A 20,328-nucleotide genomic window follows, 5' to 3' on the forward strand; every position below is an offset into this window, starting at 1 on the left:
GACGCGGCTAACGTCCCGTCCACGAGCGACGAATTCCGCCGACGACAAGCCATGCCCCCGCCAGTACGTTCACCACGACGAGACCGACTTCCCCGGTCTCGGAGATCCACGCCGGTGGCGTCGGCAAGCAGGCGATCAGCAGACCCGTGGTGACAATCCAGATGAACGTGGCCATGATGTTCCCAGCCTTGCCGCGCTCGACGCGGAATGGGTGAGTGTAGTGCAGCGGAACCAGGGTCATAACACTAAAGATGACAATCGCGGCGACATTCACCGCGAGCGGTGCCTCCCAGACCCACAGCAGCACAGCCACGATATTCCAGGCCGCAGGGAAACCCACAAAATAGTTATCGCGCGACTTCGCGGCCTCATTGGCATAGCAGAACATCGAGGACACCAGCACCACGATGGCCAGGAAAATCGCGAGCGGGCGCGGGCCCAGCGGTAGATGCATGACCATGAACAGCACCGGAATGGCGGTCCAGGTCAGGTAGTCCACTACATGGTCGACGACCGTGCCACTAAACCACGGAATGACTTCCTTAATCCGGAACTTGCGGGCCAGGTTGCCGTCGACACCGTCAACGATCAGCGCGACACCCAGCCAGAACCACATCCAGTGCGGCTTGTTATCCAATAGCGCCACGACCGCCAGCGTCGCCCACACCAGGCCGCTCAGCGTGAATGCGTGGACCGCCCACGCAATCGCCTTCTGCACGGTTGTGAACACCTCCGGGCTGGAAGTCTCAACTGTGTTGGGCTCAGAGGTTTCGGGCACTGGGAATCTTTCGTCGACGGGCAGTTTGCGAGCACCAGCGGGGCGCTCCGCAACCTAGAAGCCTATTCGCGATTGCTGCGCGCCACAAACACCTAATGCCCGGGTATCGGGGGCCAGTATAGTGCCTCGCCCCCGATAACCCGGGCAGATATCGCCGATAATTGAAGCGTTTGCGCGCTCGGCTTGCTTCAGCGCTAGGTGCTAGCGGCGGTCCTCAAACCAACCGGTCACAGCGGGAGCGGTGTTTTCGTACACCAGCTTCGCCTCGGTGTACTCTTCCAGGCCGGCTGGGCCCAGCTCACGGCCGATGCCGGACTGGCCGAATCCGCCCCACTCCGCCTGCGGCAGGTACGGGCCAAAGTCGTTGATCCACACGGTGCCGTGGCGCAAGGCCCGGGAGACGCGCTCCGCCACACCGCTATCCGACGTCCACACCGCACCGGCCAGGCCGTAGTCGGTGTCGTTGCCAATCTCGATGGCTTCTTCCTCAGTTCGGAAGGTCTCGATAGTCACGGTCGGGCCGAAGGCCTCGTCGTGGACGCAGTCCATCTCGCGGGTGACCTGGTCGATAACCGTCGGCGGGTAGAAGTAGCCGTCGGCCAGCGAGCCGGAGCCATCGGCGGTCGGGCCAGTGGCAATCTCACCGCCGACGCGGACGCGCGCGCCCTGCTCACGGGCACGGTCGACGTAGGCCGCGACCTTCTCCAGGTGCTGTTTGGAGATCAGCGCGCCGGTCTCCGCCTTCTCGTCCAGCGGGCCGCCGAGCTTGATGTGGCCGGCGCGCTCGACGAGATCGTCGACGAACTTCTCGGCGATGGACTCCTCCACCACCAGGCGAGCGCCCGCCGAGCACACCTGGCCGGAGTGCAGGAACGCGGCGTTCAGGGCGTTGTCCAGCGCGGCCTCGTAGTCGGCATCGGCGAAAATGATGTTCGGGTTCTTGCCACCGAGCTCGAGCGCGACCTTCTTCACCGACTTCGCAGCCTCGCCGGCGATGATGCGGCCAGTAGCCAGGCCACCAGTGAAGGAGACCATGTCGATGCGCGGATCGGACGACAGCGGCGCACCGGCATCAGAGCCCGCACCGGTGACCAGGTTCGCGACACCAGCCGGAACACCCAGGTCATCGATGACGTGCATCAGCAGGATGGCGGTGTGCGGGGTCAGCTCCGCCGGCTTGAGAACGAAGGTGTTACCACCCGCAAGGCAGGGCGCGACCTTCCACGCCACCTGCAGCAGCGGGTAATTCCACGGGGTAATCAGGCCACACACACCGACCGGCTCGCGCACGATGCGCGCAACAACGGTCGGATCGTTGGCATCCACCAGGCGCCCGGCGTCGTTGCCGGCCAGCTTTCCGAAGTACTCGAAGCAGGCGATGATGTCGTCCATGTCGGCCGCGGACTCCGGCAGGCGCTTGCCGGTGTCCATCGACTCGGCCCACGCGAACTCATCTTTACGCTGACGAATCGCAGCAGCGATATCGAGAACCAGCTGACCGCGCTGCGCCGTGGTCCAGGACGCCCAGGAGTCCTCACCGGTCCGTCGGAAAGCGGCATCGGCGGCGGCGATGGCGCGCTCGGTGTCGGAGGCATCGGCCTCAGCGACCTCGGCGACAAACGAGCCGTCGGCCGGGCACTCGATGGTGCGGGTGCGGCCTGCGGCAGCTGCGGACCATGCGCCGTCGATAAACAGCGTGGCCGCGCCTTCGTGGGACTTGGCGGTCTCGGGTGCGAGGGCCTTGTCGGTTGTCGAAGGCTTAAAAGTCATTTAGGAATCCTCCTTGGAGTAGTCATCAGACCATTCGCGGACAGGGTCAGCATTATCGGACAGGTCAGAGGTGCCCGGGAGATCAGCCTGCATGTGCAGGAACTCCATGTGCCGCTCGTAGAGATCCAGCACGTCAGAAATCAGCTGTTCCTGGGTGTAGCCGTAGACGTCATAGCCCAGGGAACCGGTCAACGTGAAGACCTCAAGGCGGTAGTAGTAACGATCAGCGTCACTGTCCAGGTGAATCAGGCCGGCAAACGACGGGGTCGGGTGCTCGACCGGGTAAACCTGGTAGCGGAAGTCGCGCTCATCACCAAAGCCAACGTTGAGATCAATCTGATCTATTCCAAGATCCTCAATCGTCTCCCGGTGCAGCTCGACCGTGCCGCCACGCTCACGGATTGCCTCCGCCACCTGAGCCAGGGCCGGCTCGACGACGTTATCGAGGTGTCGAACAACCTGCTTGCGCTCCGGGAAGGACATCGAACGCGTCAGGCGACGGCGCCAATCCCCCGCCTCGTTCTCGGCGGCGCGGCCGGACATCGCGCCGTGCATAGCGCGACGCGTCGACGCGCGCTGGAGCAGCTCCAGGCGCAGTGACTTAAACAAGCCGTACATGATCAGGTAGATCACGAACGCGAACGGCAGGCCCATGACGATGGTGGCCGACTGCAGCGTCGGAATGCCACCGACGTAGAGCATCGAAATGGTGAGCACGCCGACGACGACGGCCCAGAAAATACGTGTCCAGACCTTGCCGTCCTGCTGCGTATCGGTGATCTTCGAGGTGAAGTTACTCATCACCAGAGCCGCAGAGTCAGCCGAGGTGATGTAGAGCAGCAGGCCAATCAGAGACGCGATCGCGGCGACCATCATCGGGGCTGGGTACTGCTCGAGCAGCAGGTAGAAGGCGCGCTCCGGGTAATCCAGCGCGGTCTGACCAAACTCGGAGTCACCACCGAGGACCAGGTCGAGTGCGGAGTTACCGAACACAGACACCCACATCAGCACGAATAGGAAAGGGATAGTCATCGTGCCGACGACGAACTGGCGCAGGCTGCGGCCGCGGGAAATGCGAGCCAGGAACAGGCCGACGAACGGTGCCCAAGCAACCCACCATGCCCAGAAGAACAGGGTCCAGGCGTTCAGCCACTCCTGAGCGTTGGAGAAGGCGTAGGTGTCCATCGTCATCGACGGGAACTTGGAGACGTACTCGCCGACGTTCATGACCAGCGCGTCGAAAAGGAACGCGGTGCGGCCGGTGAGAAGAATGTAGAGCATCAGGGCAATAGCCAGGCCGACGTTAATCTCGGACAGACGACGAATGCCCTTGTCGACACCCGAAACGGCCGACGCGGTCGCCACCGCAACCGCGATGACGATAAGCGCAATCTGCCAGGTGATGCTCTCATCGACGCCGAACAGGACGCGCAGACCGTAGTTCAGCTGGACGACGCCAATACCCAGCGACGTTGCGACACCGAAGACGGTGCCGAGCATTGCGGCAATCTCCACCGCGTCGCCGGCAGGGCCGTGGATACGCTTGCCGATAATCGGGTACAGCGCGGAACGGATGGTCAGCGGCATATTCAGGCGGTATGCGAAGTAGCCGAATGCCATGCCCATCAGGGCGTAGAGGGCCCAACCGGTGACACCGTAGTGGAACAGGGTGAACACCACGGCCTGGCGGGCGGCCTCGACAGTCTCGGGGTCTCCTGTCGGCGGGCCGTAGAACTGGGCCACGGGCTCAGCCACCGAGAAGAACAGCAGGTCAATGCCGATGCCGGCCGCGAAGAGCATCGAAGCCCACGAAAACAGGCCAAACTGTGGCTTGGCGTGATCCGGCCCCAATTTAATATGGCCGGTCCGAGCGATTGCGACGTAGAGCATGAACAGAACTGCAGCGGTGGCCGTCACGATGTAGAACCAGCCGAAGTTCTTGGACACCCAGGCGACAACGCCTGCGAGGGTATCGGCAGCGTTTTCACGCGCGAAAATCGCCCACATTGCGATGGCAATAATGCCAACGCCAGAAGCGATAAATACCGGCCAGTTTACTTCCGGCTCGTTAACCTTCGTCGGTCGACGTGATTTCAGACTCGACTGCGACTGCGGCTGCGAATGCTGCTCCGTTACCTTTGCGGTTGGCGCCTCAGGGGTTGGCCCCTGTGAAGATGGCGGAGTATCAGACATAGGAAAATCCTTCATTTTTGGGAACCCATTAAGCATACATCTCTTACAAATTGAGTGAAATTGTCACGGATTCTCGATGTTTTTCAACATTTCCAACATACGTGATTACCTGGACTTTTTCTCGAAAACTTAGCAATCTCTCGTACTTTTGACTGGAATTTTCAAATACTTTTATGTCATTCTTGATATGAAGCGTCGTCTGCCAACAAAATCTTCACCTGGGATTTCGATGGCGGACATATAAGTATTTTTTCTCAATACTTTGTTGCGGCCCCGGCCGCGACACCCCGGAGCGACGTACGGCGGAGGCAGCTCACACTGATTCCGACTGCTCCTGGCACCGCACAAACGCGGTGCACAACGCGCTTGTACTAGAGCCTACGAACCACGGAGGTACACCTGAACATGGCCGCTTTCCCGTTCTTCGGTAAGAAGAGCACCAACACTGAGATTGAGCACCGCGACGTCGTTATCGTCGGCGCAGGATCCGCAGGATCGGTGCTGGCCAACCGTCTGTCGGCAGACCAGAGCAAGAGCGTTCTCGTCCTTGAGGCCGGTCGTATGGACTCCCTCTGGGACCTGTTCATCCACATGCCGTCCGCATTCTCCTTCCCCATCGGCAACAAGTACTACGACTGGGCCTACGAGTCCGAGCCGGAACCGGAGATGAACGGCCGCCGCATCTACCACGCCCGCGGCAAGGTTGTCGGCGGATCCTCCTCCATCAACGGCCAGATTTACCAGCGCGGCAACCCCATGGACTACGACAAGTGGGGCAACACCACGGGCCTGGAGAACTGGGGCTGGAACAACGTCCTACCTTACTTCAAGCGCATGGAAAACGCCCTGGGCTCCGATAAGGACGACCCGCGTCGCGGCCACGACGGCCCGCTGCGCATGAAGCGCGGTCCGGCCAAGTCCCCGCTGTTCAAGGCCTTCTTCCGCTCCATCGAGCAGGCCGGCTACAACTACACCCCGGACGTCAACGGCTACCGCCAGGAGGGCTTCGGCCCCTTCGACGCTAACATCGACAAGGGCCGTCGCCTGTCCGCAGCCCGCGCGTACCTGCACCCGGTGTTGAACCGCCCGAACCTGGAACTGCGCACCCTCGCCAACGCCGACCGCGTCCTCTTCGAGGGCACCAAGGCCGTCGGCGTCGAGTACACCTGGAAGGGCCGTACCCGCCAGGTCCGCGCCGACAAGGTCATTCTCTGTGGTGGTGCCTTTAACTCCCCGCAACTTCTCGAGGTCTCCGGCGTCGGCAACCAGGAGATTCTGAACGCCGCCGGTGTGAACGTCGTCAAGCACCTGCCGGGTGTGGGCGAAAACCTGCAGGACCACCTCGAGGTCTACATCCAGTACAACGTCACCAAGCCGGTGTCCTCGCAGCCATACCTGGACAAGTGGCGCTGGCCGTTCATCGGCCTGTGGTGGCTGCTGACCCACAAGGGCCCGGTAGCGACCTCACACTTCGAGGGTGGCGGCTTCGCGCGCTCCAACGACAAGGAGCCGTACCCGAACCTGATGTTCCACTTCCTGCCGCTGGCCATGCGCTACGACGGCACGAAGATTGACAGCCCGCACGGATTCCAGTTCCACGTCGGCCCGATGTACTCCGACGCGGTCGGCCACGTGCACATCAAGTCCTCTGACATCAAGGTCAAACCGGAGATCCTGTTCAACTACCTCTCCACCGACCAGGACCGCCGCGAGTGGGTCGAGGCCGTGAAGGTCTCCCGCAAGCTGCTGGACACCCCGGCGATGAAGGAGTACACCGACGGCGAAATCTCCCCCGGTGCCGATGTCCAGACCGACGAGGAAATCCTCGAGTGGGTCCGCAACGACGCCGAAACTGCCCTGCACCCGTCCTGCACCTGCAAGATGGGTCCGGCTGACGACGAAATGGCCGTCGTCGATCCGGAGACCATGCAGGTCCACGGCACCGACGGCCTCTACGTGGTCGATGCTTCGGTCATGCCGGGCATCACAAACGGCAACATCTACGCCCCGACCATGATGATCGCCGAGAAGGCCGCCGACCTGATTGCCGGCAAGACCCCACTGGCCCCGCTGGACATTCCGTTCTACCGCGCCGGCCAGGGCATGCCGCTGGATCCGCCGGAGAGCAAGTAGCACGGAAATCCGCAGCGCTGTCTCGTGAGGTCGTGTTAGCCTCGGCCCCATGAGCACCCTGCGTACACCGAGCACATCCGAAGCCCTGCCTATCGTCCTCGCGCCGATGGCAGGTGGCCCCTCTACGCCCGAACTGACCGCCGCCGTCTCGAACGCCGGCGGTCTTGGCATGCTCGCCGCCGGTTACCTCAGCGCGCAGGCCCTCATCGACGCCGCACGCAGCACCGCCTCCCTGCTTTCCGACGGCCATACCTTCGGCATCAACCTCTTTTGTCCCGATTCCGTCGGTGACAATGAGACCGAGGAGAACCTGCTGCGGTGGGCCGAATTCCGGGACCTGCTCGCGCCCGTCGCCGAGAAGTTCGACGTCGACCTGCCTAGCACTCCAACCTGGTCCGACGACCATTTCACCGAGAAGCTCGAGGCAATCTGCGCAGACGATTTCCTGCCCAGCCCGGGCGCGCTGGAATACGTATCCTTCACGTTCGGGTACCCCGATGCGGACGTCGTCGCGCGGGTGAAGGAAACCGGCCGCAAGGTCGTGCTGAATGCGACCTCTATCGACGGAGTCCGCGCGGCCGCCGACGCGGGCGCGGACCGTATCGTCCTCCAGGGCCTGGCCGCCGGTGGGCACCGCGGCTACGTCGATGGCAAGGACTCGTCCGACATCATTGGCGCCACCATCGACGAGCTCGCCGCTGCGGTCGCAGAGGCCACGCGCGCAACCGATGTCTCCATCATTGCGGCCGGGGGCGTTGGGGGTGCGGAAGACGTCGTAAAGCTCTTGCGGGCGGGAGCAACGGCGGTGCAGGTGGGGACGCGTTTCCTCACTGCGGAAGAGGCCGGGACCAAGCCCACCCACGCACGCGCCCTGCTCGAGCTTCAAGGGCGCGAGACTACACTGACGCACGCGTTTTCGGGCAAGCCCGCGCGCACAATTTCGAACCGTTTCGCCGAGGAGTTTAGCGACCCCGCGCCAGCGCTGTACCCGCAGCTGCACTACCTGACCACGCCAATCAGGGGTGCCGCGAACACCGTCGGCGACCCCGAATACCTGAACTTGTGGGCAGGCAGCGGCTACTCGAAATGCAAAGCCCAGCCAGCCGCCGAGATTGTGGCGGAGCTGGCTGGGTGCTAGCTGAGCGTTAGCTGCGCTTATGCGTCCAGTTGCCAGTCATTCGGGCTGAACAACTCGAAGTGGACGCGTGACCGGCCGCTGCCCCGCTGCTCAAGCTGCCCCCCCCTGCCCCAACAAAACCAGCACCGCGGCCTCAACCCAACTTAACTAGCGACAGAAACCAAAATATCGGCGTATCAAACATTTTCTATACGCGTAATCCCCAGCGCCCCTCGAAAGGGATGCTGGGGAGCCCGGAAAACCTCTGACACCACACTCAGTAGAGAAAAATCCATCCACTGCGCTTCACCCTACTGCGCCCCAAACATGGATGGAATCAAGAGGGCAGGCCCGGGAAAACCCGCCCTCTTGGAACCAGTCAGGAGAAACTCCTAATGGCCTATTGGAAGAGTCTTACTTCTTCTGCAGGCGCTCTTCGACTCGAGCCTTGAGAGCCTCAAACTCATCCCAGACTTCCTGCGGGACACGGTCGCCGAGGGACTTCAGCCACTCCTCATTGTCCTCCAGGTCTGCGTTCCACTTCGAAGCCGGCGCCTTCAGGGCCTCCTGAACGTCCTCGAACGGGATGTCCAGGCCGGTCAGGTCCAGATCCTCCGGCTTTGCGGTGTAACCAACGACGGTCTCCTTGGCCTCCACACGACCCTCAATGCGGTCGATAATCCACTTGAGGACGCGGGAGTTGTCGCCGAAGCCAGGCCACAGGAAGTGGCCGTCATCAGCCGCGCGACGGAACCAGTTGACCAGGAAGACCTCCGGCATCTTGTCGCCGCCCTTGACGCCCATGTCAACCCAGTGCTGCAGGTAGTCACCGACGTTGTAACCAATGAACGGCAGCATTGCCATCGGGTCATGGCGCAGGGAGCCGACCTTAGCCTCCGCGGAAGCAGCGGTCTGGCCGGAAGCCAGGGTTGCACCGATGAAGGTGGCATGGTTCCAGGACAGAGCCTGGGTCACCAGCGGAACGGTGTCGGGGCGACGGCCACCGAACAGGATTGCATCCAGCGGGACACCCTTAGGGTCGTCGTACTCCGGAGCGGCGACCGGGCACTGCGAAATCGGGGTGCAGTAGCGGGAGTTCGGGTGCGAGGACAGCTCGTCCAGATCCGGAGTCCAGTCATTGCCCTTCCAGTCAATGAGGTGATCCGGCTTGCCTTCCATACCTTCCCACCAGACATCGCCATCGTCGGTCAGCGCGACGTTGGTGAAGATGGTGTTGCCCGGCTCCATGGTCTTCATGGCGTTCGGGTTGGAGTCGTAGTTGGTGCCCGGCGCGACACCGAAGAAGCCATTCTCCGGGTTGACGGCGTAGAGACGACCATCCTCGCCGAACTTCAGCCATGCAATGTCGTCACCGACGACCTCGGCCTTCCAGCCCTCAATGGTCGGGGTAATCATGGCGAGGTTGGTCTTACCACAAGCGGACGGGAAGGCCGCTGCGATGTGGTAGGCCTTGCCCTCCGGGTTGGTCAGCTTCAGAATGAGCATGTGCTCAGCCATCCAACCCTCTTCCTTAGCCATAACAGAAGCGATGCGCAGGGCGTAGCACTTCTTGGCCAGGATGGCGTTTCCGCCGTAGCCGGAACCGTAGGACCAAATCTCCTTGGTGTCCGGGAACTGGGAGATGTACTTGTTGTCGTTGCACGGCCAGGTAACGTCCTCCTGGCCTTCCTCCAGTGGGTAACCGACGGAGTGCAGAGCGTGGACGAAGTCGCCGTCCTTGCCGATCTTGTCGAGCGCTTCCTTACCCATGCGGGTCATGATGCGCATCGAGAGAACGACGTACTCAGAGTCGGTCAGCTGAACACCGAGCTTCGGCTCCGGGTCGGTAATCGGGCCCATGCAGAACGGGACGACGAACATGGTGCGGCCCTTCATGGAACCGCGGTAGTGCTCAGTCATCTCCTTCTTCAGCTCGACCGGGTCAGCCCAGTTGTTGGTCGGGCCAGCGCCGTCCTCAGTCTTGGAGGCGATGAAAGTACGGGACTCAACACGAGCCACGTCCTTCGGGTTCGAGCGGGCGAGGAAGGAATTCGGACGCTTTTCCTCGTTCAGCTTGATGAAAGTTCCCTTATCCACCAAGTCCTGGGAAAGGCGGTTCCACTCTTCTTCCGAGCCATCTGCAAAGACAACCTTGTCTGGCGTGGTCAGCTCTGCGACCTCAGCGATCCAGCGGAGCAGTTCAGCGTTCTCGGTCGGGGCCTGGCCCTCGAGGCCAGGAATGGAAGGTGCGGACATCAGTTCTCCTGACTAATTGATTCGCGTCTTGATTTAAGGCTACCGGGGGATACCAAAACATGCCGGAACCCAACATCCCCGCATCGCCGCATCCCCATTTTGTTGACAGCTCCACGGAGGCTAATTGGCAGCTATTTCGACATGCACGGGTAATTCTACCTCTTTCTATAGGTCGATAACCTGCATCTAAGCCTAACCTCACTATATATGTTCATTGCAATGAACTTAGCTGCCCGTCCCACCCCCATTTGTTAGGAACATGAATACACGCGCCGATTTACCAATGTCGTCGGACGAAATTTTCCCCTTTTGGCTATCCCCCTTGACTATCCCCAATTCCCCCGGGCGGACTGCTCCCATGTGTAAGCATCCCAGTTAGCCACAGACTCCCCAACAGCGTTTCCCGCGAGCCCACCTTCCCCATCCACGTCCCCTGCACTCTCCGCTCCCTCCATCGGACTGTTCCAGGACTCCCAAGTCCCGTCGAAGCGCACCGTGGTCACATGGTCGACCTCGCCATCGCCATCCATGTCCGAATACACCGACAGACCGTCGCAATCGGCGAGCGTCACCGAACTCTCCTCCTCTCCGAGGTCGAAGGACTGCCCGTCGACTACCACCACCAGCCCGGTGCCGACCTCGCCGTCGGCAAGCGGAGTCGCCTCCCCCAGACCGCAGGGCTGACGCAACTCGGCGCTGGGCTCACCTCCCGGCAGTCGGGCCTCACCATCCTGAAAAAATCGTTCTAGCAGAGAAAACTCATCCATTGGAACCTCCGTCGAATCTCTTAAACTGCACGTTTGAGTGCGGCTGAAAGCTAAGTGGCTAATTCGCGTGCTCGGCCAGCTGCGCGACCCGCCATCCACGGTGGCCGGCGGGATCGCGCGCGTGCACGGCTCCCTCGGCTAAGTGCAGCCACTCCCGCCGCAACCTCGCCAAGTAGGTGGCAACCCACTGACCGCGGCGCTGCCTGGCATTTCGCCGAAGCGTCGCCACTACGGCCAGCGCCGCAAACCCCACGCCGACCAGAACCGTCGCGACCTGCACCCAGACCCCCGAAAGCCCCAGCCACGACAACGGCGCCGACAACAATCGGGAGACACCCGCGGCCGCTGCCAGGACCATCACGGCGACCACAGCCTCCGCCAGCATGTTTGCCTTAACGGGTGGAGCAGGAAACGGCGCCTCCATCTCAACCGCCCCGACTCCCTGCTGCCCGCACCACCGCGACAGTTCGGCGGCCGCGCGCGCACCGGCTCGATGCAACTCGGCCTCATCCCTCGGAGAGCCCTCCGCGACCGACTCCAGCACTTGCACCACCATCCGCTCGAAATCGGCACGGACATGCGCACGCGACCGCTCAGCCATTCCCGCCCGGCGCGACCTCTCCGCCGCTAACTGGGAATGTATCGCTTGCCGACGCCGCAAAGCCCCCGGCCTCGCCACCGCCCTAGGCGGACCATCGCTCAGGAGCACCAACGTGCGCCCCATACGCTGGTCGAGCTCGCCCATCGGTATCCGCCCGGGAATCGCACTCCGCCAGAGCTCCGCAAACCTCCCACCACCGAAGAGGCCCACGGCCACACGCCCGGTGGCTTCAGCGATAGCCTCGACGGTTTCCACGCATTCCCGAGTCGGCTCCACATCGCTGTCCGCGACGTAGAGCACGACCGCGGCGCGCTGGTCGACGAACTCGATTCTTCGGGCCTGTTTCCGTTCGCCGGCAACCCCTCCGGTGGCCCCGCCGGCAACCCCTCCGGTATCTACTACGCCGCTAAGATCAGCACGATTGGCCGCGGGACCAGCCTTAGTCACCTGTAGGACTCCTACATCGTCTGACACAGCAGCTCCTCCAATTCGTCGCTGGCCTGCGGATACAGCGCGATGATCTCCTCGACCAACTGGCTCAGCACCTCAAAGCGCCGCTGTTCTAAATCCTCTGCCGCGCGCAGTGCCTCCATGAGTTCGAATTCATGCTCCGCCGGGTCATTTGTCTCGATGCTGCAGTAGACGTCGGCAAGCAGGAGGCGCACCGGCCCCTCCTCCACAACCAGACTGATTCCCTCCCTCGGCACCACGTCGGACTGGGCGAGACATCTATCGAAGGCCTGCCGGACCCCTTCGGCCCCAACACCGCGGCGCAGGCGGGCGCAGATCTGCGGCGGGCCGGCGTCGCGCTGTAGGGCCGACGCGATGGCCACCTCGGCCGCACCGGAGGCGCCGCATCCAGCTGGCGAGCAGACTCCACCGCGCTTCGACATCCAGTCCAAAAGGCCCGCGCGAAGCATCTTGCGCGCCGAGCGAAATACCTCACAATTCTGTGGCTCCTGCACCAAAGTCTGCGTGCTCAATTGCACATCCACGAGCGAATATCCCCCAATCGCCTAATTGCCACGAATTCCGCAGCGTATCCCCCACGCGACGCAATACGGTCACGATACCGCAAAGACTACAGCGTGCACCGGATTCGGCAACTTACCGAGCTCGCCGACCGCTACTACTAACTAGGTATTGGATACTCGCGCGCGGTCATGAACAATAGGGAGGTGACTAATTCTGATATTTCTAAAAACTCACCGACGGCTGAGCCCACTACAAAGGGCGAGCTGCCCCACGGCCGCCCGGAGAAAACCCAGTTCAACGACGGTCTGGACTACCCGCGCATCGGCAACCTCTCCTTCCGCCGCGGCACTCTGACCGCCAACCAGGAGAAGATCTGGAACGACAACTGGGACGCCTACGGCAAGGTCCTTTCCGACGAGGTCATTGACGTGGAAGAGTGGTTCGGCCGTACCGGCCCAACGATCGTCGAGATTGGCTGCGGCACCGGTACCTCCACCGTCGCAATGGCGCCCGAGGAGCCGGATCACAACATCATCGCGGTCGAGCTGTACAAGCCCGGCCTGGCAAAGCTGCTCTCCGCAGCAGTCCGTGGCGGCGTGACCAACATCCGCATGGTCCGTGGCGACGGCGTCGAAGTCCTCCAGCGCATGATCGAGCCCGAGTCCCTCGACGGCGTGCGCCTGTTCTTCCCCGACCCGTGGCCGAAGGCACGCCACCACAAGCGCCGCATCCTGCAGTCCGGCACCCTGCGCCTAATCTCCTCCCGACTAAAGCCGGGCGGAGTCTTCCACGCCGCCACCGACCACGCGGGCTACGCCGAGTGGATTGAGGAGCTGCGGGGCGTCGAACCGACCCTCGAGCCGATTGCCTGGCCGTGGCCGGAATCGCCCATGCTTCTCGACCGCCCAACCACCAAGTTCGAGGCCCGCGGCCTGCGCATGGACCACTCCATCCACGAGTTCGTCTGGCGCAAGAAAGAGGCCTAACCGTGAGCGCGACACAGAACTATTCCGCCAGCTACACCGCCGCGGAGACGCACCCGACTGCCCTCCTCGTCTGGGATGCCCCCAACCTCGACATGGGGCTCGGCGCGATTCTCGGCTCCCGGCCCACCTCCGCCCACCGACCGCGCTTCGACGCCGTCGGCAAGTGGCTTATCGACGAGGCGGAGCGGGTCTCCAACAAGCTCGGAACCGATGTACTGCCTGAGGCGACCGTATTCACCAACGTCAGTGTCGGCGCCGCCGAGACGGTGCGCCCGTGGGTGGAGGCGCTCCGGAATGTCGGCTTCGCGGTGTTCGCCAAGCCGAAAGTGGAAGAGGACACCGACGTCGACCCGGACATGCTGGCGCACATCCAGCGGCGTTACGACGAGGGCGTGCTGCGCAGCGTCGTGGTGGCCTCCGCTGACGGGCAGAATTTCCAGGAACTGCTGGAAAAGCTCGCCGACGAGGGAATCCCGGTCACGGTCATCGGCTTCCACGAGCACGCGGCCTGGGCGCTGGCCTCGGATGCGATTAAGTTCGTGGATCTCGAGGAGATCAAGGGCGTCTTCCGGGAGCCGCTGCCCCGCGTCGACCTGGACCGCCTTCCGGAAGGCGGCGCGTGGCTGCAGCCATTCCGCCCGCTCACCTCACTGCTCAAAGACCGCAACAGCAAAGACCACGACTAATCCCCGTAGTAGGTAGAACGGATAACTCGCCTTCATGACACGACTGAAAAACGCGCTTCTAAAGCTCGCCGGCGCCGGCTGGCTGCGGTGGACCATCACCGCGGCCATCTTCGTCGTCGCCGCGGTGCTGACCGCGCGCAACTGGACAGTCGTGACGAAGGGCGTGCGCATCCTCGCGCGAGTCGACGCGTGGTGGCTGGCCGTCTCAATCGTCTCCGTCGCCGCTTCTCTCTACGCGATGGCCGAGGTGATGCGACTGCTCCTGCGCTCCGGCGGGGTCGCCGCAGCTACACGACGAAAGACCAACGCCCTGGTGCTGGCCTCCAACGCTTGGTCCGTGACCGTCCCGGGCGGCGCGGCGTTCAGCACCGCTCTACAAATCAAGCGGATGATGGAGTGGGGAGCCACGGCCGTGCTGGTCAGTTGGTTCGTGCTCTTCTCCGGGGCGCTGTCCTTCCTCGGCCTCGCTTTCCTGGGCGTCGGCAGCCTCTTCTTCATCGGCCAAGGCGGCGCGCCGGCAGTGCTGATTGCAATCGCCATCGTGGTGCTACTGGCAACCATCCTGCTGTGGAGGCTCTCTCAGGACCCGGCAATCCTAAACTCCATCGGCGGCTGGGGACTGCGACTATTCAACCGAATCAGGAAGAAGCCTGCGAACACCGACCTGGTCCGACTGCGCGGCGTAGTCAACCAGCTGACCTCGGTCAAACTCTCCCCGCAGGTACTGGGCATCTCATTCTTCTGGTCGTTCATGAATTGGGTGACCGAAATCGTCTGCCTCTACGCCTCCATCCGGGCCATCGGCGTCGACGACATCTCCGCGACCAAGGTCCTGCTGGCTTTCGTCACCGGCAAGCTCGCCGGGTTTATCCAGGCGACCCCAGGTGGCGTCGGCACAGTCGAGGCCGTACTCACCGCGGCGCTCATTGCCGGCGGTACCTCCGGCGCAGAGGCATTCGCTGCGGTGCTGGTCTACCGCATCGTCTCCTTTGTCCTCGTCGCCATTGTGGGATGGATCGTCTACCTCCTGCGCTTCGACCACAAGAAAGAAAGCGAAGAAATCTCCTCGAGTGATGCCCGTGGCAGTTCGGATGCCCCACCTGCGCAAAAATAGCGTGACGATACACTAAGACGTATGAACTCCCGCGTCTCAACATTCGTCATCGACACTGTCGCCATCATCATCTTCGCCGTCCTCGCTCGGCTGGCCCACAACAAACCGGACGACCCATTCACGTTCCTCAATATCGTGGACACCTTCTGGCCATTCTTTATCGGCGTCATCCTGGGCACTCTGCTAATCGCAAAGCAGGTCAACCCGCGTTCCATGAAGTCCGGATCAATCGTCTGGATCGCCACCGTCGTGGTCGGACTTGGAATCTGGGGCATCCGCCACGCAGCCTTCCCCCACTGGTCCTTCATTCTGGTCGCATCGATTACGAGCGCCCTACTGCTGTTCGGCTGGCGCGGTGCTGCGGGCGCCGCGACACGCAAATCCGCTGAATAAGAGGCGTCGGCAAGCGAAGATTTTTCAACCCAAATTCGCAGCGAAATAACGTTAACCGTCAGCAAGCTTAATGCTGACGGTTTTTAATTTCGGGACCAAAGGGCGAATAATTGACCCATGGACAATTCTTCTGAAGGCCCGGACAGAGCACGCACTGCACCCGCGGCCATCTCACATGAGCGAACCTTCCTCGGCCAACCCTGGGGTCTGGCCAACCTTTTTGGCGTTGAGATGTGGGAGCGCTTCAGCTTCTACGGCATGCAGGCCATCCTGGCGTTTTACATGTACCATCAGGTCAGCGAAGGCGGCCTGGGCATGGACAAGGCAGCCGCGACCTCCATCGTTGGTGCCTACGGCGGTCTTGTCTACATGGCAGCACTCGTCGCCTCTCTGGTCGCGGACCGCATCCTCGGCTCCGAGCGCACTCTGTTCTACTCCGCCATCTTGGTCATGATTGGCCATATCTCTCTAGCGCTTGTCCCCGGAATCTCCGGCCTGGCAATCGGCCTAGTCGCTATCGCGATTGGCTCCGGCGGTGTGAAGACCAACGCCCAGGTCGTACTGGGCCAGCTCTACTCCCGTAGTGACCCGCGACGCGACGCCGGCTTCTCCATCTTCTACATGGGCGTCAACATCGGTGCCCTTTTCGGGCCGCTGCTCACAGGATGGCTCTGGGGCATGAAGGGCTTCCATTGGGGCTTCGGCTTGGCCGCCATCGGCATGGCAGCCGGCCTGATTCAGTACATCCTGATGCGTAAGACCACTATCGCCGACGCCGGCCACGAAATCCCGAACCCACTGCCGAAATCGCAGTACCTGACGTGGGGTGCTATCGCAGTTATCGTCGTCGGTATCGCTGTCACTCTGGTCGCTACCGGCATTGTCCCGGTCGACTCCCTGTCCACCGTTGTTACCGTGATTGCGCTAGTCGCAGCGATTGTCCTGTGGTGGCAGATGTACTCCTCCCCGCTGACCACGAAGTCGGAGAAGACCCGTCTTGTTGGTTTCATCCCAATGTTTATCTCCGGCGTGCTGTTCTTCGGCATCTTCCAGCAGCAGTTCACCGTACTGGCCATTTACTCTGACCTGCGCCTGGACCGCGAGATCTTCGGATGGGAGATGTCACCGGCCTGGATTAACTCGATCAATCCAATTTTCATCATTATCTTCTCCATGATTTTTGCTGCCGCCTGGTCGAAGCTCGGTGATCGCCAGTGGTCTACCCCGGTGAAGTTCGGTGTCGCCAACATCATCATCGGTGTTTCGCTGTTTTTCTTTATCCCGTTCTCGGGCGGCGGTGCTAACTCGACCCCGATTTACGCAATCATTTGGATTCTCTTCCTGTTCACCATGGGTGAACTCATGCTGAGCCCAGTCGGCAACGCGCTCGCAACGAAGGTCGCCCCCGCTGCGTTCCCGTCCCGCATGATGGCCGTCTGGCTGATGGCCATCGCGATGGGCACCTCCCTAGCCGGCACTCTCGCGGGTTACTACAACCATGAGGATTCTGCCGCTGAGAACACCTTCTTCCTGACCCTGGGCGTCGCCTCGATCGTCCTGGGCCTGATCCTGCTTGCCCTGCGCAAGTGGATTGTCAAGGAGTTCGTCGACGTGCGCTAAATGCGCGCGATTTGCCCGCTTGGGGAATTTGTAAGTTAGGGGCCCGCGTAACGCTACTGGTGTAGTGAGCGCGGGTCTCTTTTTGGGCGCGGTGGTTGGGTGGTTGCGGTGGTTTGTTCAGGGGAGGATGGCCGCTGCTGCACTGTAGCGCTGGCTGGTGACTGTAGCGCAGTGTATCGGCTGTGCTGAAGTCACAAACAAGCGCTGAAGTGCACTGCGGACTGAAGAGCGCTGCGAGTTGGGGAAATGTGGCGACACCGGCCGGCCGCGCAGCCCGGCCAGCGCGAACAGTCGCACAGCCGCCCACTAGACTGAAAACCATGTTTGCCATCATTACCGTCACCGGCGAAGACCACACCGGCATCATCGCTGCCGTCACCAGCGCACTAGCTGAACAGGACGTCAATATCGTCGACGTTTCCCAGACGCTCATGGACAAGTGGTTCACCATGATCCTCCGCGTCGAATTCGACGAGAAGGCAACCCCGATTAGTGAGCTCCAAGCCCATATGGATGCCGTCGGCAAGCGAGAGGCTCTGGTGATTCGCATCCAGTCGGAGGCGCTCTTTAGCGCCGTCAACGAGATTTAGGCCGGGCGGGACAAGCATGGACTTCAACTTCGCGCAGGCCAAGTTCCTCGACACGATTGACATGATCGAGAAGTACCGCCTGGACATCAGGACGGTCACGATGGGCATCTCGCTGCTCGAATGCGCCCGCTCCGACATGTCCGCCACCGCGCAGGCCGTGTACGACCGCGTTACACGCCAGGCCTCCCGCCTGGTCGAGGTGTGCGAGGGCATCGAGGCGGAACTCGGCATCCCCATCGTGAATAAGCGCATCTCGGTCACCCCGATCGCACTGGTCACCGCCGGCTGCGACGGCAACCCCGTCGAAGTCGCCCGGGCCCTGGACCGCGCCGCTCGCGACACCGGCGTCAACTTCCTCGGCGGCTATTCGGCCCTCGTGGAAAAGGGAGCCACCACCAGCGAAAACCGCCTCATCGACTCTATCCCCGAGGCGCTGACCGAGACGGAACTGGTGTGCAGCTCCGTAAACATTGCGTCGTCACGCGCGGGCATCAACATGAATGCGGTGGCGCGCATGGGAGAGGTAGTCAAAGAGGCGGCAGAGATGACCGCCGACCGCAGTTCCATCGCCTGCGCCAAGCTGGTCGTGTTCGCCAACGCGGTAGGCGATAACCCGTTCATGGCGGGCGCGTTCCACGGCATCGAGGAGCCGGATTGTGCGGTCTCCGTCGGTGTGTCTGGCCCCGGCGTGGTTGACCGCGCGCTCGGCGACCTGCAGGGCGCCAGCTTCAACGAGGTCGCAGAGGAGATCAAGAAAGCCGCGTTCAAGATCACCCGCACCGGCCAACTGGTCGGCACGATGGCCGCGGAGCGCCTGGGCGTGCCGTTTGGCATCGTCGATCTCTCGCTCGCTCCGACCGCCGAAATGGGCGACTCTGTGGCCCATATCCTCGAGCACATGGGTCTGGACCAGGTGGGCACGCATGGCACGACCGCCGCGCTCGCCCTGCTTAACGACGCCGTCAAGAAGGGCGGTCTCATGGCGTGCTCGCGGATCGGTGGACTGTCCGGCTCTTTCATCCCAGTCTCGGAGGACAAGGGCATGATTGACGCGGTGCGGGAAAGGTCCATCACGATGGACAAGCTGGAGGCGATGACGTCGATCTGTTCCGTCGGCTTCGACATGATCGCCATCCCGGGTGACACCCCAGCCTCCACCATCTCAGGCATGATTGCCGACGAAGCCGCCATCGGCGTAATGAACCACAAAACCACCGCCGCCCGCCTCATTCCAGTGCCAGGAACCAAGCCTGGCGATGAGGTGAACTTCGGTGGTCTGCTCGGATACGCGCCGGTCATCGATGTCAACCACAAGGGCAATGCCGAGTTCATTGCCCGCGGCGGGTACATCCCGGCGCCGGTGCACGGGTTCAGGAACTAGGGCCTTAGCGCCGGAGCCACCCCTAGTGCAGCCCTAGCGCGCCAGCGAGGCATCAATCAGCCCGCGCGCCCAGCCCTCGGTCCAGGCCAGTGGCGTAGTACCGGGAATTGCGGCGTCATTGAACGCGTAAGTGGCGTGTGCGCCGGCCATTGCGAACATTTCCCCTGCCCGGGCAATGGCATCCGGCACTGCGGGCGGCACGTCACAGAAGGTATCGCCCGGCACACAAACGTTGTGCACTCGGTCGTTGAGCGGCCCGAATCCCGCGCGCGGCCCACGCATTGTTGCTCCTGGCACGACCGTTCCCACAATCGGGGCAACCGGCTGCAGCGATAGCTCGATACCGACACCCGCCAGGTCCACGTTCTCGTTGACACCCTGGTTCGGGTCGCGACGAGGGTCACCGAGCAGCGCAACGCCTACAACTCGCTCAGCGGGCACTGGCCCGTTACCTGCGCCAATCTGCTCCGCTACGTCACCCGCAATCGATGCGCCCTGCGAGAATCCCATGAGGACGAAATCCGTCATCGGGCACTGCCCGTGCAGGTCGGCCATTTCCTTGGAGGTGACGTCACGGCCCACCGCCTGTGAATCGTCGTAAGTCAGCTGGTCCGGCGCCTGGTGCATCTTGATCTGCGCCGGATACGGCGTCGTCCACACCTTGACCTTATCGCTAGGGTAAGACTCGCTCAGCGGCCCTGTCACCCCGAGCAGTAGCGAGTTGGGATTGGCCGTTGGGGCCAGCGGGTCGTCGTCGGCACGCGATTCTGCGGTACCGGGCACGGAGATGACCTCCACGGCCGGGCACCACTCGGGCTGCTCGGCGAGTACGCCGCCCTCTTCCTTTCCCGGGGGAGCCGGGACTGGGCCGCCGGGCTGCTGGGTCGTGAGCCATTTGCCCACGCCCAAGCCAATTCCGACCACCAAAATGAGGACCGCCAGGACCGTGAGCACTTTACGCATGGGAA

General features: G+C 62.3%; 17 protein-coding genes. 9 read left to right on the forward strand and 8 right to left on the reverse strand.

What is annotated here, in order from left to right; genetic code table 11:
* Positions 1-7: 7 nt before the first annotated feature.
* The 3 genes from CLAC_RS11490 to betT all read right to left on the reverse strand — a co-directional run bounded on the left by CLAC_RS11490 (position 8) and on the right by betT (position 4,741).
* Positions 8-778, reverse strand: a complete 771-nt coding sequence (locus tag CLAC_RS11490; RefSeq protein WP_082313409.1) for a CDP-alcohol phosphatidyltransferase family protein — start codon at positions 776-778, stop codon at positions 8-10.
* Positions 779-979: 201 nt separating this feature from the next.
* Positions 980-2,548, reverse strand: coding sequence for an aldehyde dehydrogenase family protein (locus tag CLAC_RS11495; protein ID WP_053413033.1), 1,569 nt, complete (start codon positions 2,546-2,548; stop codon positions 980-982).
* Positions 2,549-4,741, reverse strand: a complete 2,193-nt coding sequence (betT, locus tag CLAC_RS11500) for a choline BCCT transporter BetT (RefSeq protein WP_053413034.1) — start codon at positions 4,739-4,741, stop codon at positions 2,549-2,551.
* Positions 4,742-5,146: 405 nt separating this feature from the next.
* Between betT and betA the strand changes: the two genes are divergently transcribed.
* Positions 5,147-6,874 (forward strand): choline dehydrogenase, encoded by a 1,728-nt coding sequence (gene betA / locus CLAC_RS11505; RefSeq protein ID WP_053413035.1) that lies wholly within the window; start codon positions 5,147-5,149, stop codon positions 6,872-6,874.
* A 49-nt stretch (positions 6,875-6,923) separates the two neighbouring features.
* Positions 6,924-8,012: an NAD(P)H-dependent flavin oxidoreductase gene (locus CLAC_RS11510; RefSeq protein WP_053413036.1), complete on the forward strand. Its 1,089-nt coding sequence runs from the start codon at positions 6,924-6,926 to the stop codon at positions 8,010-8,012.
* 393 nt (positions 8,013-8,405) lie between these two features.
* Here CLAC_RS11510 and CLAC_RS11515 read toward each other — a convergent pair whose 3' ends face one another.
* The 4 genes from CLAC_RS11515 to CLAC_RS11530 all read right to left on the reverse strand — a co-directional run bounded on the left by CLAC_RS11515 (position 8,406) and on the right by CLAC_RS11530 (position 12,598).
* Entirely contained in the window at positions 8,406-10,247 is a 1,842-nt protein-coding gene (locus tag CLAC_RS11515) for a phosphoenolpyruvate carboxykinase (GTP) (RefSeq protein WP_053413037.1), read from the reverse strand.
* 326 nt (positions 10,248-10,573) lie between these two features.
* Positions 10,574-11,014 (reverse strand): DUF6802 family protein, encoded by a 441-nt coding sequence (locus tag CLAC_RS11520; RefSeq protein ID WP_053413038.1) that lies wholly within the window; start codon positions 11,012-11,014, stop codon positions 10,574-10,576.
* Between the two features lie 58 nt (positions 11,015-11,072).
* On the reverse strand, positions 11,073-12,062 hold the full coding sequence (locus CLAC_RS12765; protein ID WP_053413039.1) for a hypothetical protein: 990 nt from the start codon (positions 12,060-12,062) through the stop codon (positions 11,073-11,075).
* 11 nt (positions 12,063-12,073) lie between these two features.
* A complete protein-coding gene (locus CLAC_RS11530) occupies positions 12,074-12,598 on the reverse strand; it encodes a hypothetical protein (protein ID WP_156324852.1) in 525 nt (174 codons plus the stop codon).
* Positions 12,599-12,793: 195 nt separating this feature from the next.
* On the opposite strand from CLAC_RS11530, the gene trmB reads away from it, so the two are divergent.
* From trmB to CLAC_RS11565, 7 genes are all read left to right on the forward strand, one after another.
* Complete coding sequence (gene trmB / locus CLAC_RS11535; RefSeq protein WP_053413435.1) at positions 12,794-13,576, forward strand: tRNA (guanosine(46)-N7)-methyltransferase TrmB; 783 nt, start codon at positions 12,794-12,796, stop codon at positions 13,574-13,576.
* 2 nt (positions 13,577-13,578) lie between these two features.
* Positions 13,579-14,262: an NYN domain-containing protein gene (locus CLAC_RS11540; protein WP_053413041.1), complete on the forward strand. Its 684-nt coding sequence runs from the start codon at positions 13,579-13,581 to the stop codon at positions 14,260-14,262.
* 34 nt (positions 14,263-14,296) lie between these two features.
* Positions 14,297-15,376, forward strand: coding sequence for a lysylphosphatidylglycerol synthase transmembrane domain-containing protein (locus tag CLAC_RS11545; protein ID WP_053413042.1), 1,080 nt, complete (start codon positions 14,297-14,299; stop codon positions 15,374-15,376).
* Positions 15,377-15,397: 21 nt separating this feature from the next.
* Entirely contained in the window at positions 15,398-15,769 is a 372-nt protein-coding gene (locus CLAC_RS11550) for a DUF3054 domain-containing protein (RefSeq protein WP_053413043.1), read from the forward strand.
* 117 nt (positions 15,770-15,886) lie between these two features.
* Positions 15,887-17,389, forward strand: coding sequence for a peptide MFS transporter (locus CLAC_RS11555; RefSeq protein WP_053413044.1), 1,503 nt, complete (start codon positions 15,887-15,889; stop codon positions 17,387-17,389).
* A 320-nt stretch (positions 17,390-17,709) separates the two neighbouring features.
* Positions 17,710-17,979, forward strand: coding sequence for an ACT domain-containing protein (locus CLAC_RS11560; RefSeq protein WP_053413045.1), 270 nt, complete (start codon positions 17,710-17,712; stop codon positions 17,977-17,979).
* A 16-nt stretch (positions 17,980-17,995) separates the two neighbouring features.
* Positions 17,996-19,360 (forward strand): PFL family protein, encoded by a 1,365-nt coding sequence (locus tag CLAC_RS11565; protein ID WP_053413046.1) that lies wholly within the window; start codon positions 17,996-17,998, stop codon positions 19,358-19,360.
* Positions 19,361-19,393: 33 nt separating this feature from the next.
* Here the strand turns inward: CLAC_RS11565 and CLAC_RS11570 are convergent, their stop codons facing one another.
* Positions 19,394-20,323: a cutinase family protein gene (locus CLAC_RS11570; RefSeq protein WP_053413047.1), complete on the reverse strand. Its 930-nt coding sequence runs from the start codon at positions 20,321-20,323 to the stop codon at positions 19,394-19,396.
* Positions 20,324-20,328: the final 5 nt, after the last annotated feature.

It is taken from the genome of Corynebacterium lactis RW2-5 (assembly GCF_001274895.1).
Classification (GTDB): domain Bacteria; phylum Actinomycetota; class Actinomycetes; order Mycobacteriales; family Mycobacteriaceae; genus Corynebacterium; species Corynebacterium lactis.